We start from the raw sequence: 15,704 nt of genomic DNA, 5'->3' as shown, positions 1-15,704 counted from the left end.
GATCCTAAAGAGAACATACTCTAAGGTCTGCCTTTTGCATGTTTTTTTACAGGAGACTCATACTAAAGTTAAAAACATATAGTGAGGTTTTGTATGAAAATAAATAGATGGAATGATAAGACAATATTAATAATGAAAATGGCAATTGGTTCAGCAATTGCCTGGCAGCTTTCCAAGCTTATTGGCTCGAGTCATTCATATTTAGCACCACTTTCACTCATTCTGTGCTTGCAGCCATCACTCGAGCAGTCTGTCCAATTCTCGATTCGGCGGGGCGTTGGGACGATTATTGGGGTGTTAATGACTATATTTTTTATTCAATATGTACCGCTAACAGGCTGGATATTAGGGATATTTCTATTTGCAGGTACCGGCATTGCCCTGATATTCGGATTAAACACAGTTATCATCCATCAAGTTGCCCTGTCCATTTTATTAGTATTTGCATTAGAAAAGCACGCTGGGAATTATGGATTGGATCGAATTGTGGATACAGTACTAGGAGGGATTCTTGCTATTTTTCTTCAATTATTTATTTTCCCGCCAAACGTGTTAAATAGGACGGCTGTCATAAATTATGCTGAAAAATATGATCATTTACTTACATATGTTTCTTCTTGGATAGCATCAGACTTTAATAAGCAACAGGCTGATGAGGTAGACAGACTAAATAAGAAATTACTTCAAACAATTCAAGAAATCGACAAAAACCTACTAACAGCAACTAAAAATATAAAATACACTGTGTACAATAGAAGAGGCTTAAAGAAAACAATAAATACCCATTCCAAAAATTTAGCTGTATTAAAGGAATGTCATTCCTATTTAATTAATATTATAGCTATCCTAAAGGAATGGAATAAGGCTGGTGGAATGTCTTTACTCGAAAAGGATCAGCTTTTGAGACAATTAAATTTAATAGGAAAAGTATTTAGAGTGCAACTCACAAATGAAGCGAGTCAGAAAGAGAAGGAGAATAGTAATGTGTTTATTCTCCAAAATCCATTCCTTTTCGAAGTAGATTGCTATAGAGGTGCTCTTTATGTAGAGATAAGAAAACTTGCTGCTGCAGCCACTAAATAGAATTTAATGAACATTTTCCTTTGGTGCAGGCAATATTTTTTCTAATGTGATGAGATTATTGTGTATTACCTTTAAATCGTACTGACATTGCTTTAAAAGCTTTTCTATTTCCAGCCATTTTTCTTTATTCAAAGTGAATTCTCCTTTCAGGTTTGGTGATTAGTACAAAGTATGTGGAAAAAGGAAAATTATTCGTAAATAGAGAAGGTGGAAAGTGGAGAGATAGTTTTAAAGAAGAGGGAAATGCTCCTAAAGGCACACCTTAAAACGACTGACGAACATTCTTAAACACTAAATAATTCTATCTCTCTGATTAAGTAATTTATAACGTTTAATAAACATTCTTTAATGGAACTTATAACTATTGTAAAAAAATACGATTCATCATCTTTGACAATCTTTACTTACTAATGGTAAGTTGGTTCTAGAAAACAATTAACTAATTAGTTGGAGGAAGAATATGTCTCATTTAGAAGAAATAATGAAAAGCCGTAAATCGGTAAGAGTGTATGATTCAGCTCATAAAATAGAAAAAAAGGAACTGGAAGAAATTTTAACATTAGCAACAAGTGCACCATCTTCTAGTAATTTGCAGTCTTGGAGATTTATTGTGATTCAAGATCAAGAACTAAAAAAAGAGTTAAGAGAAATTGGCAATAACCAAGCGCAAATAGAAGATTCCTCAGCGATTATTGCTGTGTTAGGAGATACAGAAGCTTATAGAAATGTGGAAGAAATCTATGAAAAAAATGTTTCCCTTGGCTATATGGATCAATCTATTGCAGATAGAACGGTTAATAATACGCTAAGTTTATATCCCAATCAACCAAAACAAACATTAGCACAAATTGCTAGCTATGATGCAGGCTTAATTTCCATGCAGATTTTACTGCTAGCAAAAGAACGAGGGTATGATACCGTTATAATGGGCGGTTTTGATAAAGATGCATTTGCGAAACGTTTTGAGTTACCAGAAAACCAATTTCCGATTACCCTTATTGCAATAGGAAAAGCAGCTGCACCAGCTTTTAATACTAGCAGAATGCCGATAGAAAAAATTGCGAAATTTTACTGATTGAGAGAGAAAAAAGTGCCTTGATTCTAAAAAGAAAGAAGGCACTTTTTTGTTATTTTATTTCGATTGCAGAGGTTTCACCAGCTATACGGCCAAATACGATAATGTCAGCAACAGCATTTCCACCAATTCTATTTCCACCATGAACACCACCAGTAACTTCACCTGCAGCATACAGTCCTTTAATGATATTTCCTTGTTTATCTAAAACATGAGTTTTTGTATCAATTTTTAATCCACCCATAGTATGATGAATACCTGGAGTTACGGGAATTATATAGTATGGACCTTGTTCTAACGTTTGAGTTAGATGGACTCTGTCAAATTCTTCGTCTTTTTTATTTTTAACGTATTTTGTATAATTTTTTAAAGTAGAAGCAAAGGTACTGCTATCTATTCCTGCTGTCTTTCCCAAAGCTTCTATTGTTTCTCCTTTTGTAGCATAGCCATCTTTAATATATCCTGCTAATGAGGCGTTTTCATCAGCCATTTCTTGGTTTACGACGAGATATGCAACTTTATCTGCCTGTGCCAAAATATTTTTCGAAACAACATCACGTGTCAATAATTCATTGGTAAATCTTTTTCCTTCTTTATTTACTAAAATGGCTCCGTCCCCGCGTAATCCTTCTGTAAATAAATAGCCTGTTTCTGGATCGGTTGTTGGGTGTATTTGTATCTGATCCATATCTACGAGGTCAGCCCCAACCTTTTCTGCCATAACAATTCCTAATCCTATTGCTCCTGCATGATTTGTTGTTGAGAAACCTTTCAGATCTTTATTGTATTTAATAACCATTTCAGCATTTGCCCCAAAACCACCTGTTGCTAAAATAACAGATTTTGCATTAACCGTGAATGAATTCCTATTTTTATCGGTAGCTTTTACTCCTACAATTGCTCCATCTTTTTTTATTAAATTATCAGCTGTAGTATTTAATAAAATGGGAGTATTTAATTCTTTCAATTTATTGGATAGAACCTCTACAATAACAGGACCAACTGGTGATCCATCTGCTGGCTGATGAATTCTTGGGTTTGTTTGTCCACCAGATAATGTTACCTTTGTTAAACCTGCTCCCATATCATTTAGCCATTTCAGTGCATCAGGAGCATTATCTACTAGTGTTTGTAGTAGTTTTGGATCATTTAAGTTTTTGCCGCCTTTCATCGTATCGTCAAACCATGTTTGTTTGTCGTCTTTAATTCCATCCGCTTCTTGGTATTTGGTGCCTGCCACATTCATTCCACCTGTTGCTTTATTTGTGTTTCCACCAATGATAGGCATTTGCTCTAAAATGACAACAGACTTACCAGCTTCGCTAGCCTTCACGGCTGCTGCAAGTCCTGCACCACCTGCACCTACTATAGCGACATCAACATCTAAGTCTTCCTGCTTTTGTTCTTCTACAATGACTTTATTTGCAGCATCTTTTAAGGCTTTCATATCGGCTCCAGACTTTTCTAACGCCTTTGTAACAGCTTCAATAATTCCGTTACTAGATTCACTTGCTCCTGATACAACATCCACTGCTAAACTTTGTGAGGAGATAATATCATTGGTTAATTGAGTAGTTGCCCCATCACTAATACTGCCAGTTTCTCCATCTGCACTGATTTCAATTTTCTCAATCTTATCTTTTGAAACTGTTACTGTAGCTTTAATTTCTCCTCCATGGCCAGTGGAAACGCCTTCGTATGTTCCCGCTTTATACTTTGCTTTTTCTTCTGTATTCGAATTGTTGCTACAACCTGCTATTATCAGCATAAATATAGCTAGAAGAACGAATGCTATACTAGAAGCTCTTTTCATAAAAATTTTCCCCTCTCTCTATATATTGCTCATTATTTCACAATATCTATCATAAAGAACATGCTCAACTACTAGCTATCAAAATAATAATGTTCAAAATAAGTTCATAAGTATATGGAGAATTTGTGAATCTTTAAAGGATAAGGAAATCGTACTTTTTGTAATTTATTTCTATTCGCGCTAAACTAAAAGAGAATTCGAAAAAGGAGTGTGGAAAGATGAATGTTGTTACATTAAATAATGGTTTAAAAATGCCTCAACTAGGGTTTGGCGTCTGGCAGGTTCCAGATGAAGAAGCGGCTGTTGCTGTCAGCACTGCTTTTAAAGTAGGCTATACTTCCATTGATACTGCGATGGTATATCAAAACGAAGCAGGTGTAGGAAAAGCAATTAAAGAATCTTCTATTCCACGCGAAGAGTTGTTTATTACAACAAAAGTATGGAACAGTGATCAGGGCTATGAGAATACACTAAGAGCATTCGATGAAAGTTTAGAAAGATTAGGGCTTGATTACGTCGATCTTTATTTGATTCATTGGCCAACCCCACAATTTGATGAGTATGTGGATACATATAGAGCACTAGAAAAATTATATAAAGATGGCAGAGTGAAGGCTATTGGTGTTTGTAACTTTGAAATTGAACATTTAGAGCGCATTTTAAATGAATGTGAGGTTAAACCTGTTTTGAATCAGGTAGAATGTCATCCATATTTAGCGCAAAATGAATTAAAGGACTTTTGCGCAAAGCATGATATTTTTGTAGAAGCTTGGAGCCCGCTTGATCAAGGCGGAGAAGTTCTTCAGGATGAAGTCATCACACAAATTGCAGAAACAAAAGAAAAGTCACCAGCACAAGTAGTATTGCGTTGGCATTTGCAAAATAATACGATTGTTATTCCGAAATCAGTGACACCATCTCGCATTGAAGAAAATTTCCATGTGTTTGATTTTGAATTAACAGAGGAAGAAATGAAACAAATTAATGAGCTAAACCGCAATAGACGAAAAGGTCCACACCCAAATGAGATGAATAACCGATAAGAAAGAAAGGGAATAGTGCTGCTATATTTAATAGCGGCACTATTCCCTTTCCCAATTATATCTATGGTATTAGAATGGGTTTGTTCCTAGTACTGTAGCTGTTTTTACATAGATTCTTGGATGCAGTTTTAATTGAGAAACAATCAGTTCTGCGATATCTTCTGGCTGCATGTATTTCTCTGCATCACCTTTGATTAAATCTGTTTTAACAGCAAGCTCTGTTGCAACTGTACTTGGTGTTAAGGAAGTAACACGAATATTATTTCTGCGTACTTCTTGTGCTAATGATTCTGTCATTCCGATTAGACCGAATTTAGAAGCACTGTATGCACTGGAAGTAGCAGCGCCATTTAAGCCATTTGTAGAAGAAATATTGATAATATCTCCGCCATTTTTTTCAATTAATTGTGGTAAAACTGCCTTTGTTACATAGTATGGTCCCATTAAGTTTACGTCGATGATTTGTTTCCATTCTTCTGGGTCCATTTCTAAAAGAGATTGGAATTTACCAATTCCAGCATTATTGATTAAAATATCTGCTTTCCCTAGTTCGTTTGTTAAAGTAGAAATTGCTTGTTCTACTTCTTCTAAAGAGGATACATCAACTGTTGCATAAGCAGCTTTTACGCCAAGTGCTTCCACTTCTTTGGCTACTTCTTGTAATGCTCCTTCTGTACGAGCAAGTAAACCAACATTTACACCTTCATTTGCTAGTGCAACCGCTACTGCTTTTCCTATCCCTCTTCCAGCTCCCGTAATGAAAGCTACTTTTCCCTTTAAAGATTGTGCCATTAAAAGCAACTCCTTCCAATCGTTGTTCAGTAAATAATACTTTGTCTATTTTAAGATTTTCTGCAGGTATTAGCAAGAAAGCCGCTTAGAGAAAAGATTTATTATCTATCATTCATATAATTTCCCTTTTCCTTGTTTCTAATTGGAATGATTCTTGCCATCGAACTAATTTTGCCTAATATCCTGTTTATTATCTTTTTTCTGGAAAAAAATATACCTGCTAGAAATAAATAAACTCCATCGGTATTTATTATTTTTGAAAGAGTAAGACAGATAAGTAGTATATTGTTAAACTATTTAAATAAAATACTTAAATGAATAAGAAGGAGAATCCTATGGTAAAAACAATTGTCGATAAATTAAATTTAAAAAAATACAAAAAAATGGCGATTCTAAATCAACCAAATGAATTGAATTACTTTGGAGAATTGGAAGCATATGATACAGAGCTTCAAGATAAATATGATGCTATATTCGCCTTTGTGCTAGACATGGTTGCAATGCGAGAAACGGTTGATAAGATTATACGAACAGATTCGCTGAACAAGAAGGGATACATCTTTTTAGCATATCCAAAGAAAGGAAATAAAGTCTACCCCACTTATATTCATCGGGATGAATTGTTTAAGGGGCTAGATACGGATTCAGATGGATATGTGGGAACGAGTACAATAAAATTTGCGCGTATGGTTGGATTGGATGAAGTATTCACTGTGATAGGTTTAAAAGAAGAGGAAAAAAGGACATTAAAGGCCGCTTCCTCCAAAGCGAGTCAACGTGTTGATGATTATATAGAAAAGATCCAAGCTATCGAAGATGATTTAATAAATACTCCCGAGTTATTAGCCTTTTACCAATCCCTCACACCAGGTTATCAAAAGGAATGGGCAAGATATGTCTATAGTGCAAAACAAGAAGCAACGAGAGAAAAAAGAAAAGCAGAAATGTTGATGATCCTTCAAGCTGGTTATAAAAGCAGAGATACCTATCGAAAAGAGCAGGGATAATAGGTTTCAACAGTCTTTTTGATTATCGGTTTGGCTAAATAAACATTTCAATCAAATATAACCCCGAATAATTATACGTACACACTAAAAATATTCGTATAATTGTTCGGGGTTTAATTAATTTTAAGAAAAAAGGTCTATGGTGATCAACCGCAGCCTGAATAGACTTTGCTTTCCATGGGGCGAGCGCCAAGCCCCATCCCAAGTGTTAGGCACTATCTACAATTGGAGGTGCAGTTGACTTTAGCCGAGGAGGCTTTGGTTGTTCCTCGAGGTATCGTGTGTCTGTAGTGTAATGGAACGAATTGGTTTCACCACTAAATTAGAAATTGTTATTTTTATCTATTATATATTTTGTTTTGTACCAGCCACTCTTCAAATCCTTCTCGTCAAAAAGTATGGCATGACTTTCAAACGATATTCATAGATTAATATATATCTTTTTTGAAGGAGAGGATTATATGCGTTTTGCTAGACTAGCTGATCGTTTTTGGGACGGCATAACTTTGACTAATGTCAATCATAAAGGAATTATTTATCCTTATTTTGTTTTTATGATTACTGCATTTCTTTTTGAATTATTTCTTATAGTGTTAATAGGAATATCTATTTATTACTTCTACCAATGGAAGTATTATCCCAATGCGCTCTTTTATATTGGATGCTGCATCCTTTTTTTACTGCTTATCTTGACAACAATATCGATAAAATCTATTTATCTAAGGATTAAATAATTTCCTGCTTTTTACGTAAATAATAATATAAAATGATGCAGCAAATGGAGCATAATAAAGATAAAAATGCGATAAACCCATAGCCTGCCTGCTGTCCAATAACACCATTACTTGTATAAAACAAACGATTTATCCCATCAATTATGACTCCAATTAGCAGGTTTCCGAACACACTTGCAATTCCCATTAGAGTAACAGTAAAGGTAATGGCTGTACCCGTTCCCTTCGGATACCTTTTGGCAAGTAATGCCATTACAGTTGGGTAAATGGGGGCAATTCCTATTCCAGCGATAGCAAAAAGAATCGCACCTTTTTCGCCAATGATAATGCCAGCAAAACTGCAAATGCCGGAAAAGGCAGCGAAGATCATGATGGATAGTGTATAGCCGATTTTATCTGTTAGTGGGCCAAGGAATAACCTTGAAAGCATAAAAAATAGAAAAAACATAGATAACATACCTGAAGCTGTTTCCACATTCCATGAATACGCTTTAATTAAAAAGTTTACTAACCAGCCTCCGACAGCCAATTCAGATACCACCCCAAAGGAAAGTATCATGACAATAAGCCATGCAGCTGGATCGCGAAGTAAAAATCGATATGACACTGATTCATCATCACTAGTTTCCTCTTCAGGAAATTTGCCGAAGATAGAAGGGATGATAGGGAGAAGGGCTAAAAGCAGCACAATGAAGTACATTCCTCGCCAGCTTAGTTCCTCGCCAGCTATTGTCCATTTCATCATCCAAGAGGCGATAATCGGCGCAAACATTGAGCTTAATCCATAGAAAAAATGAGCGAGATTCATCATAAATCCAGTATTTTTTGTGAAAATTCGCGCTGCCATTATCCCCAGTCCGATTTCAAGCATTCCATTTCCAATATATAAAAGGAAATAAGAGGAAGAAAGGGTGAAATATTTTTCGGAAAAATAAAGACAAATACCTGAAAGAGCCATTGCTGCGAAAGCAACAATACCAGTCCATTTAATGCCAATTTTATTGGCTAAAGCGGCAGTAAAGGTACAAGCAATTAAATAGCCAAGTGAATTGATAGCAAGCAAAAATCCTATTTGTGACTCACTTAAAAGAAAATCTGCTTGAATGATAGGGATAGCGGGTCCCTTAACGTTCTCTGATAATCCGAAAATGAGGAACCCGCCAAAAATAATAGCAAGTAAAACAGAATAATTAATTTTAGAATGTTTCTTACTAAAAGCAATCAAGCGATTCATAGGTATCCTTCCTTTATCTTCAAAAATGTAACCAACGAGTTATGAAGACTATTATTTATGATAACGTGATTGGCGAGATGGAAGATTGGTATTTTCGTTTGAATGATTATTCGTGTCCACATGATTGTTTTTTTTGCGAAGGATTTTTTTAATTCCTTTAAACAATAAGGTAATAACTAAATATATTCCGAAAAATAGGAGGAATCCATTAATTCCGGCCACTGCATCTGCAAACTCCATATTTCCCCGTCCCGTAATTCCTTGCTGGATTTCAATTGCAAATACCAATACAAGGATGAGTGTAAACGTATATATAAAAGAAATGCTCTTGATGCTCCAAGCAGCTAACCGTTTAAAAATAAATTGAACAATAAAGAATGAAATAATCCCAATAAGGCCGATAATCCATAAATGTAAATCTTTGTCTGAAGCTTGCCAACCCAGAATGGCAGCAGCATCCATAATAATATCATGAAGAATATTAACAATCTCTGCGGTAATTTTAAAAAAGTCTCCCATTGTGTCCCTCCCCTTTAATGTTTCCTTTCATTAGATTATACTGGACGATGGAAAATAATAAAACAAGCAATCAATTATTCTATTATTAGCAAATGCGCTTCTAGTTAAAAAATGGTAAGATAGGATAAAAGATGTTCATTAAGACGAACGTATATAGAAATTATACTTTGAAGGGGCAATGTCTATGCTGCTTTGGAATCGTAATAGGCAAATAAAAACATGGGGACAAATTACGTTAGTAACGATCTCTATATTATTTACTACTTATCAATTTGTTATAAAGCATGAACCTTTTTTCAATATTGATTTTTTCCTGTTTACGATCTTAGCATGGATTGTTGGCTGGAGGTATGATCTGTCCAAATACTATGAGAAGAAGGCAAAGGATAGTGAAGAAAGCTATCGACTCCTAATGGATTCCTTACCAGAATCCATATTTATTCAATCCTTAAGAGAAAACAAGTTAGTCTATGTCAATCATGCTGCTGTTAAAATGATGGGAGCATCTAGCGGTCAAGAGTTAATTAATCGATCATTTGGAGAGTTTGTCACAGCAGATTATATGGAACGGTGGAAAATGCGTCTGAATATTGCCTTAGAGAAAAAGAAACCGCTCTCTCCTATTGAATACAAAATGAAACGTGTGGCTGGAAATGATTTTTTCTATGAGGCGTCCTGTTTAGCGATAATGTTAAATGGGGAAGATGTGATATTATCGATTGGAAAAGATATTACAGCTAGCAAAGAGAAAACGATGCATTTGCTCCAAAAGTCAGAAAAATTAGCGATTTTAGGAGAGATGTCTGCAGGAATTGCTCATGAGATTAGAAATCCATTAACCTCGATTAAAGGATTTATTCAGCTAGCGAAGGCAGAAAATCCTAAAAATAGATACTTTGAAATTGTATTGTCAGAAATCGAAAGAATTAATGGCATTGTTGGCGAGCTGCTTTTTCTCGCTAAACCTACGGCGGATGTTTTTTTAGTTAAAGATATTCGTAATATTATTAAAGACGTTATTACATTAATACATACTCAATTAAGCTTACATAATATTCAGATTAAAGAAGTATATGAATGGGATATTCCAATGATTTTATGTGAGGAAAAGCGCCTAAAACAAGTATTTATTAACTTGCTGCAAAATGCTATAGAAGCTATGCCACAGGGTGGATATATTTCTATTAAGGGTACGTCTCTCCAGGATGGTAATATTTCGATAGAAATTATGGATCAGGGAGTAGGTATTCCGGACGAGAGATTAGGAACATTAGGTGAACCATTTTTTACAACGAAGGAAAAAGGGACTGGTCTTGGTTTAATGACCTGTTTCAAAATCATTGAAAGTCATAATGGCAGTTTGAGCTTCCAAAGCGAATTAAACAAAGGAACAAAGGCAATCATCGTCTTTCCGGCAGCTACACAAGATACATTACTTGGTACAGTTTCTCAAGGATAATAAAAGCAGATGTAAACCTCCGCAAAATTAGTGGGGGTTTATTTAGATAAAGGAAGTAAGTTTGACTGAAAAGGGAAAACTGTAGATGTTAAAGATTCCAGTCGAGTTTTTTTCTAACGCTCCATGTTATAATGACTTCAAAATAGCAAAAGGATGGTGGATGTAGTGATTAATAACTTTGATGAAGTGGTAAATCGACGAAATACTTATTCGATTAAATGGGACGGTGGAAAAATTATTAAGGAGATGGGACTTACAGAGCGATATGATGAAGAGACAATCCCCTTATTTACAGCAGATATGGATTTGCCTGTACCACAAGCATTAGTAGATGCATTACATAAAACGGTTGATAATCGCATATATGGCTATTCTATTTTTCCTGATGAGTACTATGAAGCAATTCAGCATTGGTTTAAAAAAAGACATAATTGGGAGATAGATAGAGAATCTATTGTCTATAGTCCAGGAACAGTTCATGCAATTAATATGGCAGTGCGTGCTTTTACAGAAGCTGGCGATGGTGTAATTATTCAACGCCCAGTTTATCCGCCGTTTACTTCGGCAATTGAAGGAAATGGCAGAGTGGTTCGGAATAATGCGTTACTTCAAGACGAAGAAGGGTATTATACCATCGATTTTGCTGATTTTGAAGAGAAAGCAAAGGAAGAATCAACGAAGCTGTTTATTCTTTGTAACCCCCATAATCCAACTGGTCGCATTTTTACAGTAGAAGAACTAAGTCGTTTAAATGAGATTTGTGTAAAACATAATGTGTTAATTATTGCAGATGAAATTCATGGTGATTTAATTAGACGTACACAGAAATTTACTCCAATTGCGATGGTTGCAGATAATCAGGATCATTTGATTACATGTACGGCAATTAATAAAACTTTTAATGTGGCAGGACTTCACTGCACTAATTTAATCATTCCAAATGTGAAGCTGCGCAATGCGTTTAATAAGGAAATGGGTCACCAATTGGCATCTCCTTTTACAATTTCTGCGCTTATTGCGGTTTATAAGGAAGGAGAAGAATGGCTGGAGGAATTGAAGGAATATATTGACGGAACCATGGAATGGGTAAAAGCCTACATCGATGAACATATGCCAAAAGTGAAAGTGACAATACCAGAAGGAACCTATATCATGTGGATGGACTTCAGCGGATATGGAATAACACCAGAAGAAGTACATGAGCGTATTTATCATAGAGCCAATGTTTTACTAGAAGATGGCAGTATGTTTGGAGAAGAAGGAATTAATCATCAACGAATTTGTATTCCTTCCCCAAGACCGATTATAAAAGAAGCTATAGAAAGAATTGCAAGAGAGTTCGCTGATTTAATATAAAGATCCGTTTTGACTAAAGAATCTAATGAAGAAAAGATATATTTCAACTGCAGGGAAGAGCAACTACTTTAACCTTAAGTGAAAAAATGTTTCTTTTCTAATCAGATTCTTTTTTGTTTGGACTATATTGTAAAGTTTTGTTAGGCATAGGAAAGGGTAAGAAATAATCGGTTAGTATTATTTCTTTTGATTTTTAACAAAAGAACCTAGTATTTTGATAATGATTCATTATTATTATTCATTTATTAATGTTACTGCTGTATAGAATTTAAAAAAGTGCCAATGATGATATTAGATATTTAACTTGAATAGGTTAGTAGTCATTGTAAGATGTGGCAATACAAATTTTTGGAGTAAAACAGGGCTTTCAGTTGAATCAGAAATATAGAATTTTTATGATAGGCTCATAATTAAATTCCATATTTTTTAATTTGTGGTTACAGAAAGGGTTAGGAAAATGAAGAATATATTGATTAGATCAGGGATGTCACCACTTGATATTTTTGATGCATCATACATACTAAACAACAATTCGATTGGAGGAAATGTTGGAAACCTAATTTACCAATATAGTGTTTACCGTACATTAATGACGGAGGATACAAACATTACGCCAGATTACTATGATTATGATCCATCAAGAGCAGATGAAATCAATGAAGAGTATGATTGTTATGTCATTCCCTTGGCAGATGCATTTCGAAAGGAATTTGTACCGACTTTACGAAAATACACAGAGTTAATCAAAAGATTAAAGATTCCAGTCTATGTCATTGGAGTAGGACTGCGTGCTCCTTTTGAGCCAAAATTAAATGAAGGTTTTCCATTCGATGAGGATGTAAGAGCATTCATTAAGGCTGTTTTAGAAAAGTCAACAATCATTGGGTTACGTGGTGAAATTACATCAAAATATTTAACTGGATTAGGGTTTAAAGAAGGAGTAGACCATACAGTTATTGGCTGTCCTTCCATGTATACCTTTGGTCGAGAATTGAACATTCGAGAAACAACTATAACGAAAGAGTCAATGGTCTGTGTGAATTCCTCTCGAATCTCTCCAAAAAATGTCCTTGATTTCATTACAAGAGGGATGGAAGAGTTTCCGAATTATTATTTTATTCCACAGTGGCTTAAAGAATTAAAATTAGTGTATTTAGGTGCGCCTGCAATAGCAAAAGACAGCACAAACTATCCGGTGAAAATTTCTGATCAAGCCTATAAGAATAATAGAGTTCGTTTCCCTCTGAATGCTCCAACTTGGTTTGATTTTATAAGCCAAGCAGATTTGAGCTTCGGAGCAAGATTACATGGAAACATAACAGCAACAATCTCTGGAACACCGAGTATTATTATTCCAAAAGATGCTCGGATGAGAGAATTGGCAGAATACCATCAACTTACATATGTAATGGCAAAGGAAATTAATGAGAAAACAAGATTATCGGATTTGATTGAGCAGGTAGACTTCCAACAGCCTGCAAAGCGACAAGGTGAAAATTTCGATCATTATATTGATTTCTTAAATAAAAATAAAATAGATCATATTTATAAAGACACAAATCATCCTGAACGAATACCATTAGAAGAAAGATTGACGGATGTACAATTAAAGCCAATAGAAGTGCCAATAAGTGTATGCAGTATAGAAGAAGCAGTTGCAAGATGGCATAATTTCCATTCAGGAGAAGCTCCACAAATCATGGAGTTGAAAAAGAAAATTAAAAAGCTAGAAGGGCAATTAAATCGAAAATCTGTCAAACTAGTCTTAAAAGCAGCAAACGTATTTAATTAATGGAGAATGAAAGGAAGCATGCACTTTTCTCTTATAAAAAAGGGGCAAGGAATAAGGCTAATCTTCCCTGAATCGCTTGCTTATATAAAAATGTAAAAAAGCACCAAGCTCCATAAAGGTGCTTTTTTATCATTCTAGCAGCAGTGGATTATGTATAAGTATTAGGTTTAAAAGCTATTCATCCTGTCAAAAATATGAAAAAAGCTGATTTCATGAAGACTAAGGTTAAATCAAGAAAAAGTGTTGAAAAAAACATGATAGGGAAGAAGCATGATGAAAAAAATATTAATAAGAGCAGGTATGTCACCTTTAGAACCTTTTGATGCAGCAAAAATGATAATGGACAATACATTTGGTGGGAATATCGGAAATCTAATCTATCAATACAGTGTATTTCGGACATTGATGACTAAAGATACAATTATTACACCAGATTATTATACATATGGCCCAGATAGAGCAGATGAAATAAACGAGAATTATGATTGCTATATCATCCCCTTAGCAGATGCCTTTCGAAATGAATTTATTCCATCTTTACGAAGATATACGAAGCTGATTAATAAATTGAAAATTCCCGTTGTCGTCATTGGCGTTGGCTTAAGGGCTCCCTTTGAACCAAAGTTAAACGAAGGATTTCCCTTTGATAAAGATGTAAAGAATTTTGTTAAGGCCGTATTAAAAAAATCTTCTATCATTGGAGTTCGAGGAGAAATTACGGCAAAATATTTAACTCGTTTAGGATTTCGTGAAGGAATAGATCATGTAGTAATTGGCTGTCCATCGATGTATACGTTTGGTAGAGAATTATCTATACGGAATACGCGCGTAACGAAGGAGTCAAAAATCTGCGTTAACTCCTCCCGTCGTTCCCAAAAGAAAGTATTAGACTTCATCGCTAGAGGTATGGCCGAATATCCGAATCACTATTTTATTCCTCAATGGTTAAAAGAATTGAAATTAACGTATTTAGGAGCACCCTCCATTGCAGAAATAAGCAAAAAATATCCAATAAAAATGTCAGACCCTGTATATATGAATAATAGAGTTCGATTCTTTTTAAATGTACCCACATGGTTAGAGTTTATGAAAGATGCTGATTTAAGCTTTGGTGCCCGTCTCCATGGAAATATTGCAGCTACCATTGCGGGCACACCTAGTTTAATTATTCCGAAGGATGCCCGAATGAGAGAATTAGCAGAATACCATCAATTAACCAATCTAATGGCAAATAAAATAACGGGTAAGACTAGTTTATTAGAAATAATAGAGAAAAGCGATTTTCAGTCTCCTGTTAAAGTACAAGGTAGGAATTTTGACCACTTTATTGATTTTCTTAATAAGAATCAATTAGAGCATATATATATAAACACAGTAACACCCTCCACTGTTCCGTTAGATCAGAAGCTAGCAGATATTCAGCTCCAACCACCAGTGAAACCAGTAAGCGGATGTAGCTTAGAGGAAATGGTGGAACGATGGGAGAGATACTATCCATTAGAAAGTAGTCAAAAAAATGGAAGCAAAGTTTTAATGACGAAAGAAAATTTAGTAGCAATGGTTATGGAAAGGATTTTCAAGAAAAAGGAGCAGGTATTTAAGCGATTATCCAAGGTAGGCAGTAAGTAATTAAAATCTCAAGAGAAGAAGGATATAACTATTAGAAAGTGTTTTCTCTTCCCTTTCTAATAGTTATATTTTGTTACGGAATCCTTTAAAAAGATTTTTTATAAAAGATGACGTATTCTTTACCAATAGCCTAAGGATAATATATAATAGAGAGGAAGGAAGTCCCTT

The 15,704-nt window shown here is 34.9% G+C and carries 13 protein-coding genes; 8 read left to right on the top strand and 5 right to left on the bottom strand.

From position 1 onward, the window contains the following. Positions 1 to 93 precede the first annotated feature (93 nt). Positions 94 to 1,083 (top strand): FUSC family protein, encoded by a 990-nt coding sequence (locus MHH96_RS01660; RefSeq protein WP_061798080.1) that lies wholly within the window; start codon positions 94 to 96, stop codon positions 1,081 to 1,083. A 3-nt stretch (positions 1,084 to 1,086) separates the two neighbouring features. On the opposite strand, the gene MHH96_RS01655 is transcribed toward MHH96_RS01660, so the two are convergent. Beyond that, positions 1,087 to 1,215, bottom strand: coding sequence for a hypothetical protein (locus MHH96_RS01655; RefSeq protein ID WP_268874805.1), 129 nt, complete (start codon positions 1,213 to 1,215; stop codon positions 1,087 to 1,089). A gap of 328 nt (positions 1,216 to 1,543) precedes the next feature. Between MHH96_RS01655 and MHH96_RS01650 the strand changes: the two genes are divergently transcribed. Then, a complete protein-coding gene (locus MHH96_RS01650) occupies positions 1,544 to 2,158 on the top strand; it encodes a nitroreductase family protein (RefSeq protein ID WP_047943867.1) in 615 nt (204 codons plus the stop codon). Between the two features lie 52 nt (positions 2,159 to 2,210). Here MHH96_RS01650 and MHH96_RS01645 read toward each other — a convergent pair whose 3' ends face one another. Next, positions 2,211 to 3,971, bottom strand: a complete 1,761-nt coding sequence (locus tag MHH96_RS01645; RefSeq protein ID WP_061798078.1) for a flavocytochrome c — start codon at positions 3,969 to 3,971, stop codon at positions 2,211 to 2,213. Between the two features lie 218 nt (positions 3,972 to 4,189). On the opposite strand from MHH96_RS01645, the gene MHH96_RS01640 reads away from it, so the two are divergent. Continuing rightward, entirely contained in the window at positions 4,190 to 5,014 is an 825-nt protein-coding gene (locus tag MHH96_RS01640) for an aldo/keto reductase (protein WP_047943869.1), read from the top strand. Positions 5,015 to 5,083: 69 nt separating this feature from the next. Here MHH96_RS01640 and MHH96_RS01635 read toward each other — a convergent pair whose 3' ends face one another. Continuing rightward, positions 5,084 to 5,806 (bottom strand): 3-ketoacyl-ACP reductase, encoded by a 723-nt coding sequence (locus MHH96_RS01635; protein WP_047943870.1) that lies wholly within the window; start codon positions 5,804 to 5,806, stop codon positions 5,084 to 5,086. A gap of 335 nt (positions 5,807 to 6,141) precedes the next feature. Between MHH96_RS01635 and MHH96_RS01630 the strand changes: the two genes are divergently transcribed. After that, complete coding sequence (locus MHH96_RS01630; protein ID WP_047943871.1) at positions 6,142 to 6,813, top strand: YdeI/OmpD-associated family protein; 672 nt, start codon at positions 6,142 to 6,144, stop codon at positions 6,811 to 6,813. 726 nt (positions 6,814 to 7,539) lie between these two features. Here the strand turns inward: MHH96_RS01630 and MHH96_RS01625 are convergent. Next, the gene (locus MHH96_RS01625; protein WP_047943619.1) at positions 7,540 to 8,781 is read right to left on the bottom strand and encodes an MFS transporter; all 1,242 of its coding nucleotides are present in this window, start codon (positions 8,779 to 8,781) and stop codon (positions 7,540 to 7,542) included. Between the two features lie 51 nt (positions 8,782 to 8,832). Continuing rightward, positions 8,833 to 9,300, bottom strand: coding sequence for a hypothetical protein (locus MHH96_RS01620; protein WP_047943620.1), 468 nt, complete (start codon positions 9,298 to 9,300; stop codon positions 8,833 to 8,835). Between the two features lie 184 nt (positions 9,301 to 9,484). Here MHH96_RS01620 and MHH96_RS01615 point away from each other — a divergent pair, with 184 nt between their 5' ends. The 4 genes from MHH96_RS01615 to MHH96_RS01600 all read left to right on the top strand — a co-directional run bounded on the left by MHH96_RS01615 (position 9,485) and on the right by MHH96_RS01600 (position 15,536). After that, the gene (locus MHH96_RS01615) at positions 9,485 to 10,759 is read left to right on the top strand and encodes an ATP-binding protein (RefSeq protein ID WP_061798076.1); all 1,275 of its coding nucleotides are present in this window, start codon (positions 9,485 to 9,487) and stop codon (positions 10,757 to 10,759) included. 165 nt (positions 10,760 to 10,924) lie between these two features. Further along, positions 10,925 to 12,115 carry a MalY/PatB family protein gene (locus MHH96_RS01610; protein WP_095258414.1) on the top strand — a complete coding sequence of 397 codons (1,191 nt, stop codon included), beginning with the start codon at positions 10,925 to 10,927 and terminating at the stop codon, positions 12,113 to 12,115. A 457-nt stretch (positions 12,116 to 12,572) separates the two neighbouring features. Beyond that, positions 12,573 to 13,907 carry a polysaccharide pyruvyl transferase family protein gene (locus MHH96_RS01605; protein ID WP_061798074.1) on the top strand — a complete coding sequence of 445 codons (1,335 nt, stop codon included), beginning with the start codon at positions 12,573 to 12,575 and terminating at the stop codon, positions 13,905 to 13,907. Positions 13,908 to 14,180: 273 nt separating this feature from the next. Then, positions 14,181 to 15,536 (top strand): polysaccharide pyruvyl transferase family protein, encoded by a 1,356-nt coding sequence (locus tag MHH96_RS01600; RefSeq protein ID WP_061798072.1) that lies wholly within the window; start codon positions 14,181 to 14,183, stop codon positions 15,534 to 15,536. The last annotated feature ends 168 nt before the right edge of the window (positions 15,537 to 15,704 follow it).

Source organism: Niallia sp. FSL K6-0212, assembly GCF_038007605.1.
Taxonomy (GTDB): domain Bacteria; phylum Bacillota; class Bacilli; order Bacillales; family Cytobacillaceae; genus Niallia; species Niallia circulans.
Note: the sequence above shows the minus strand (reverse complement) of the source record. Positions and strands in the feature narration are given on the sequence as shown.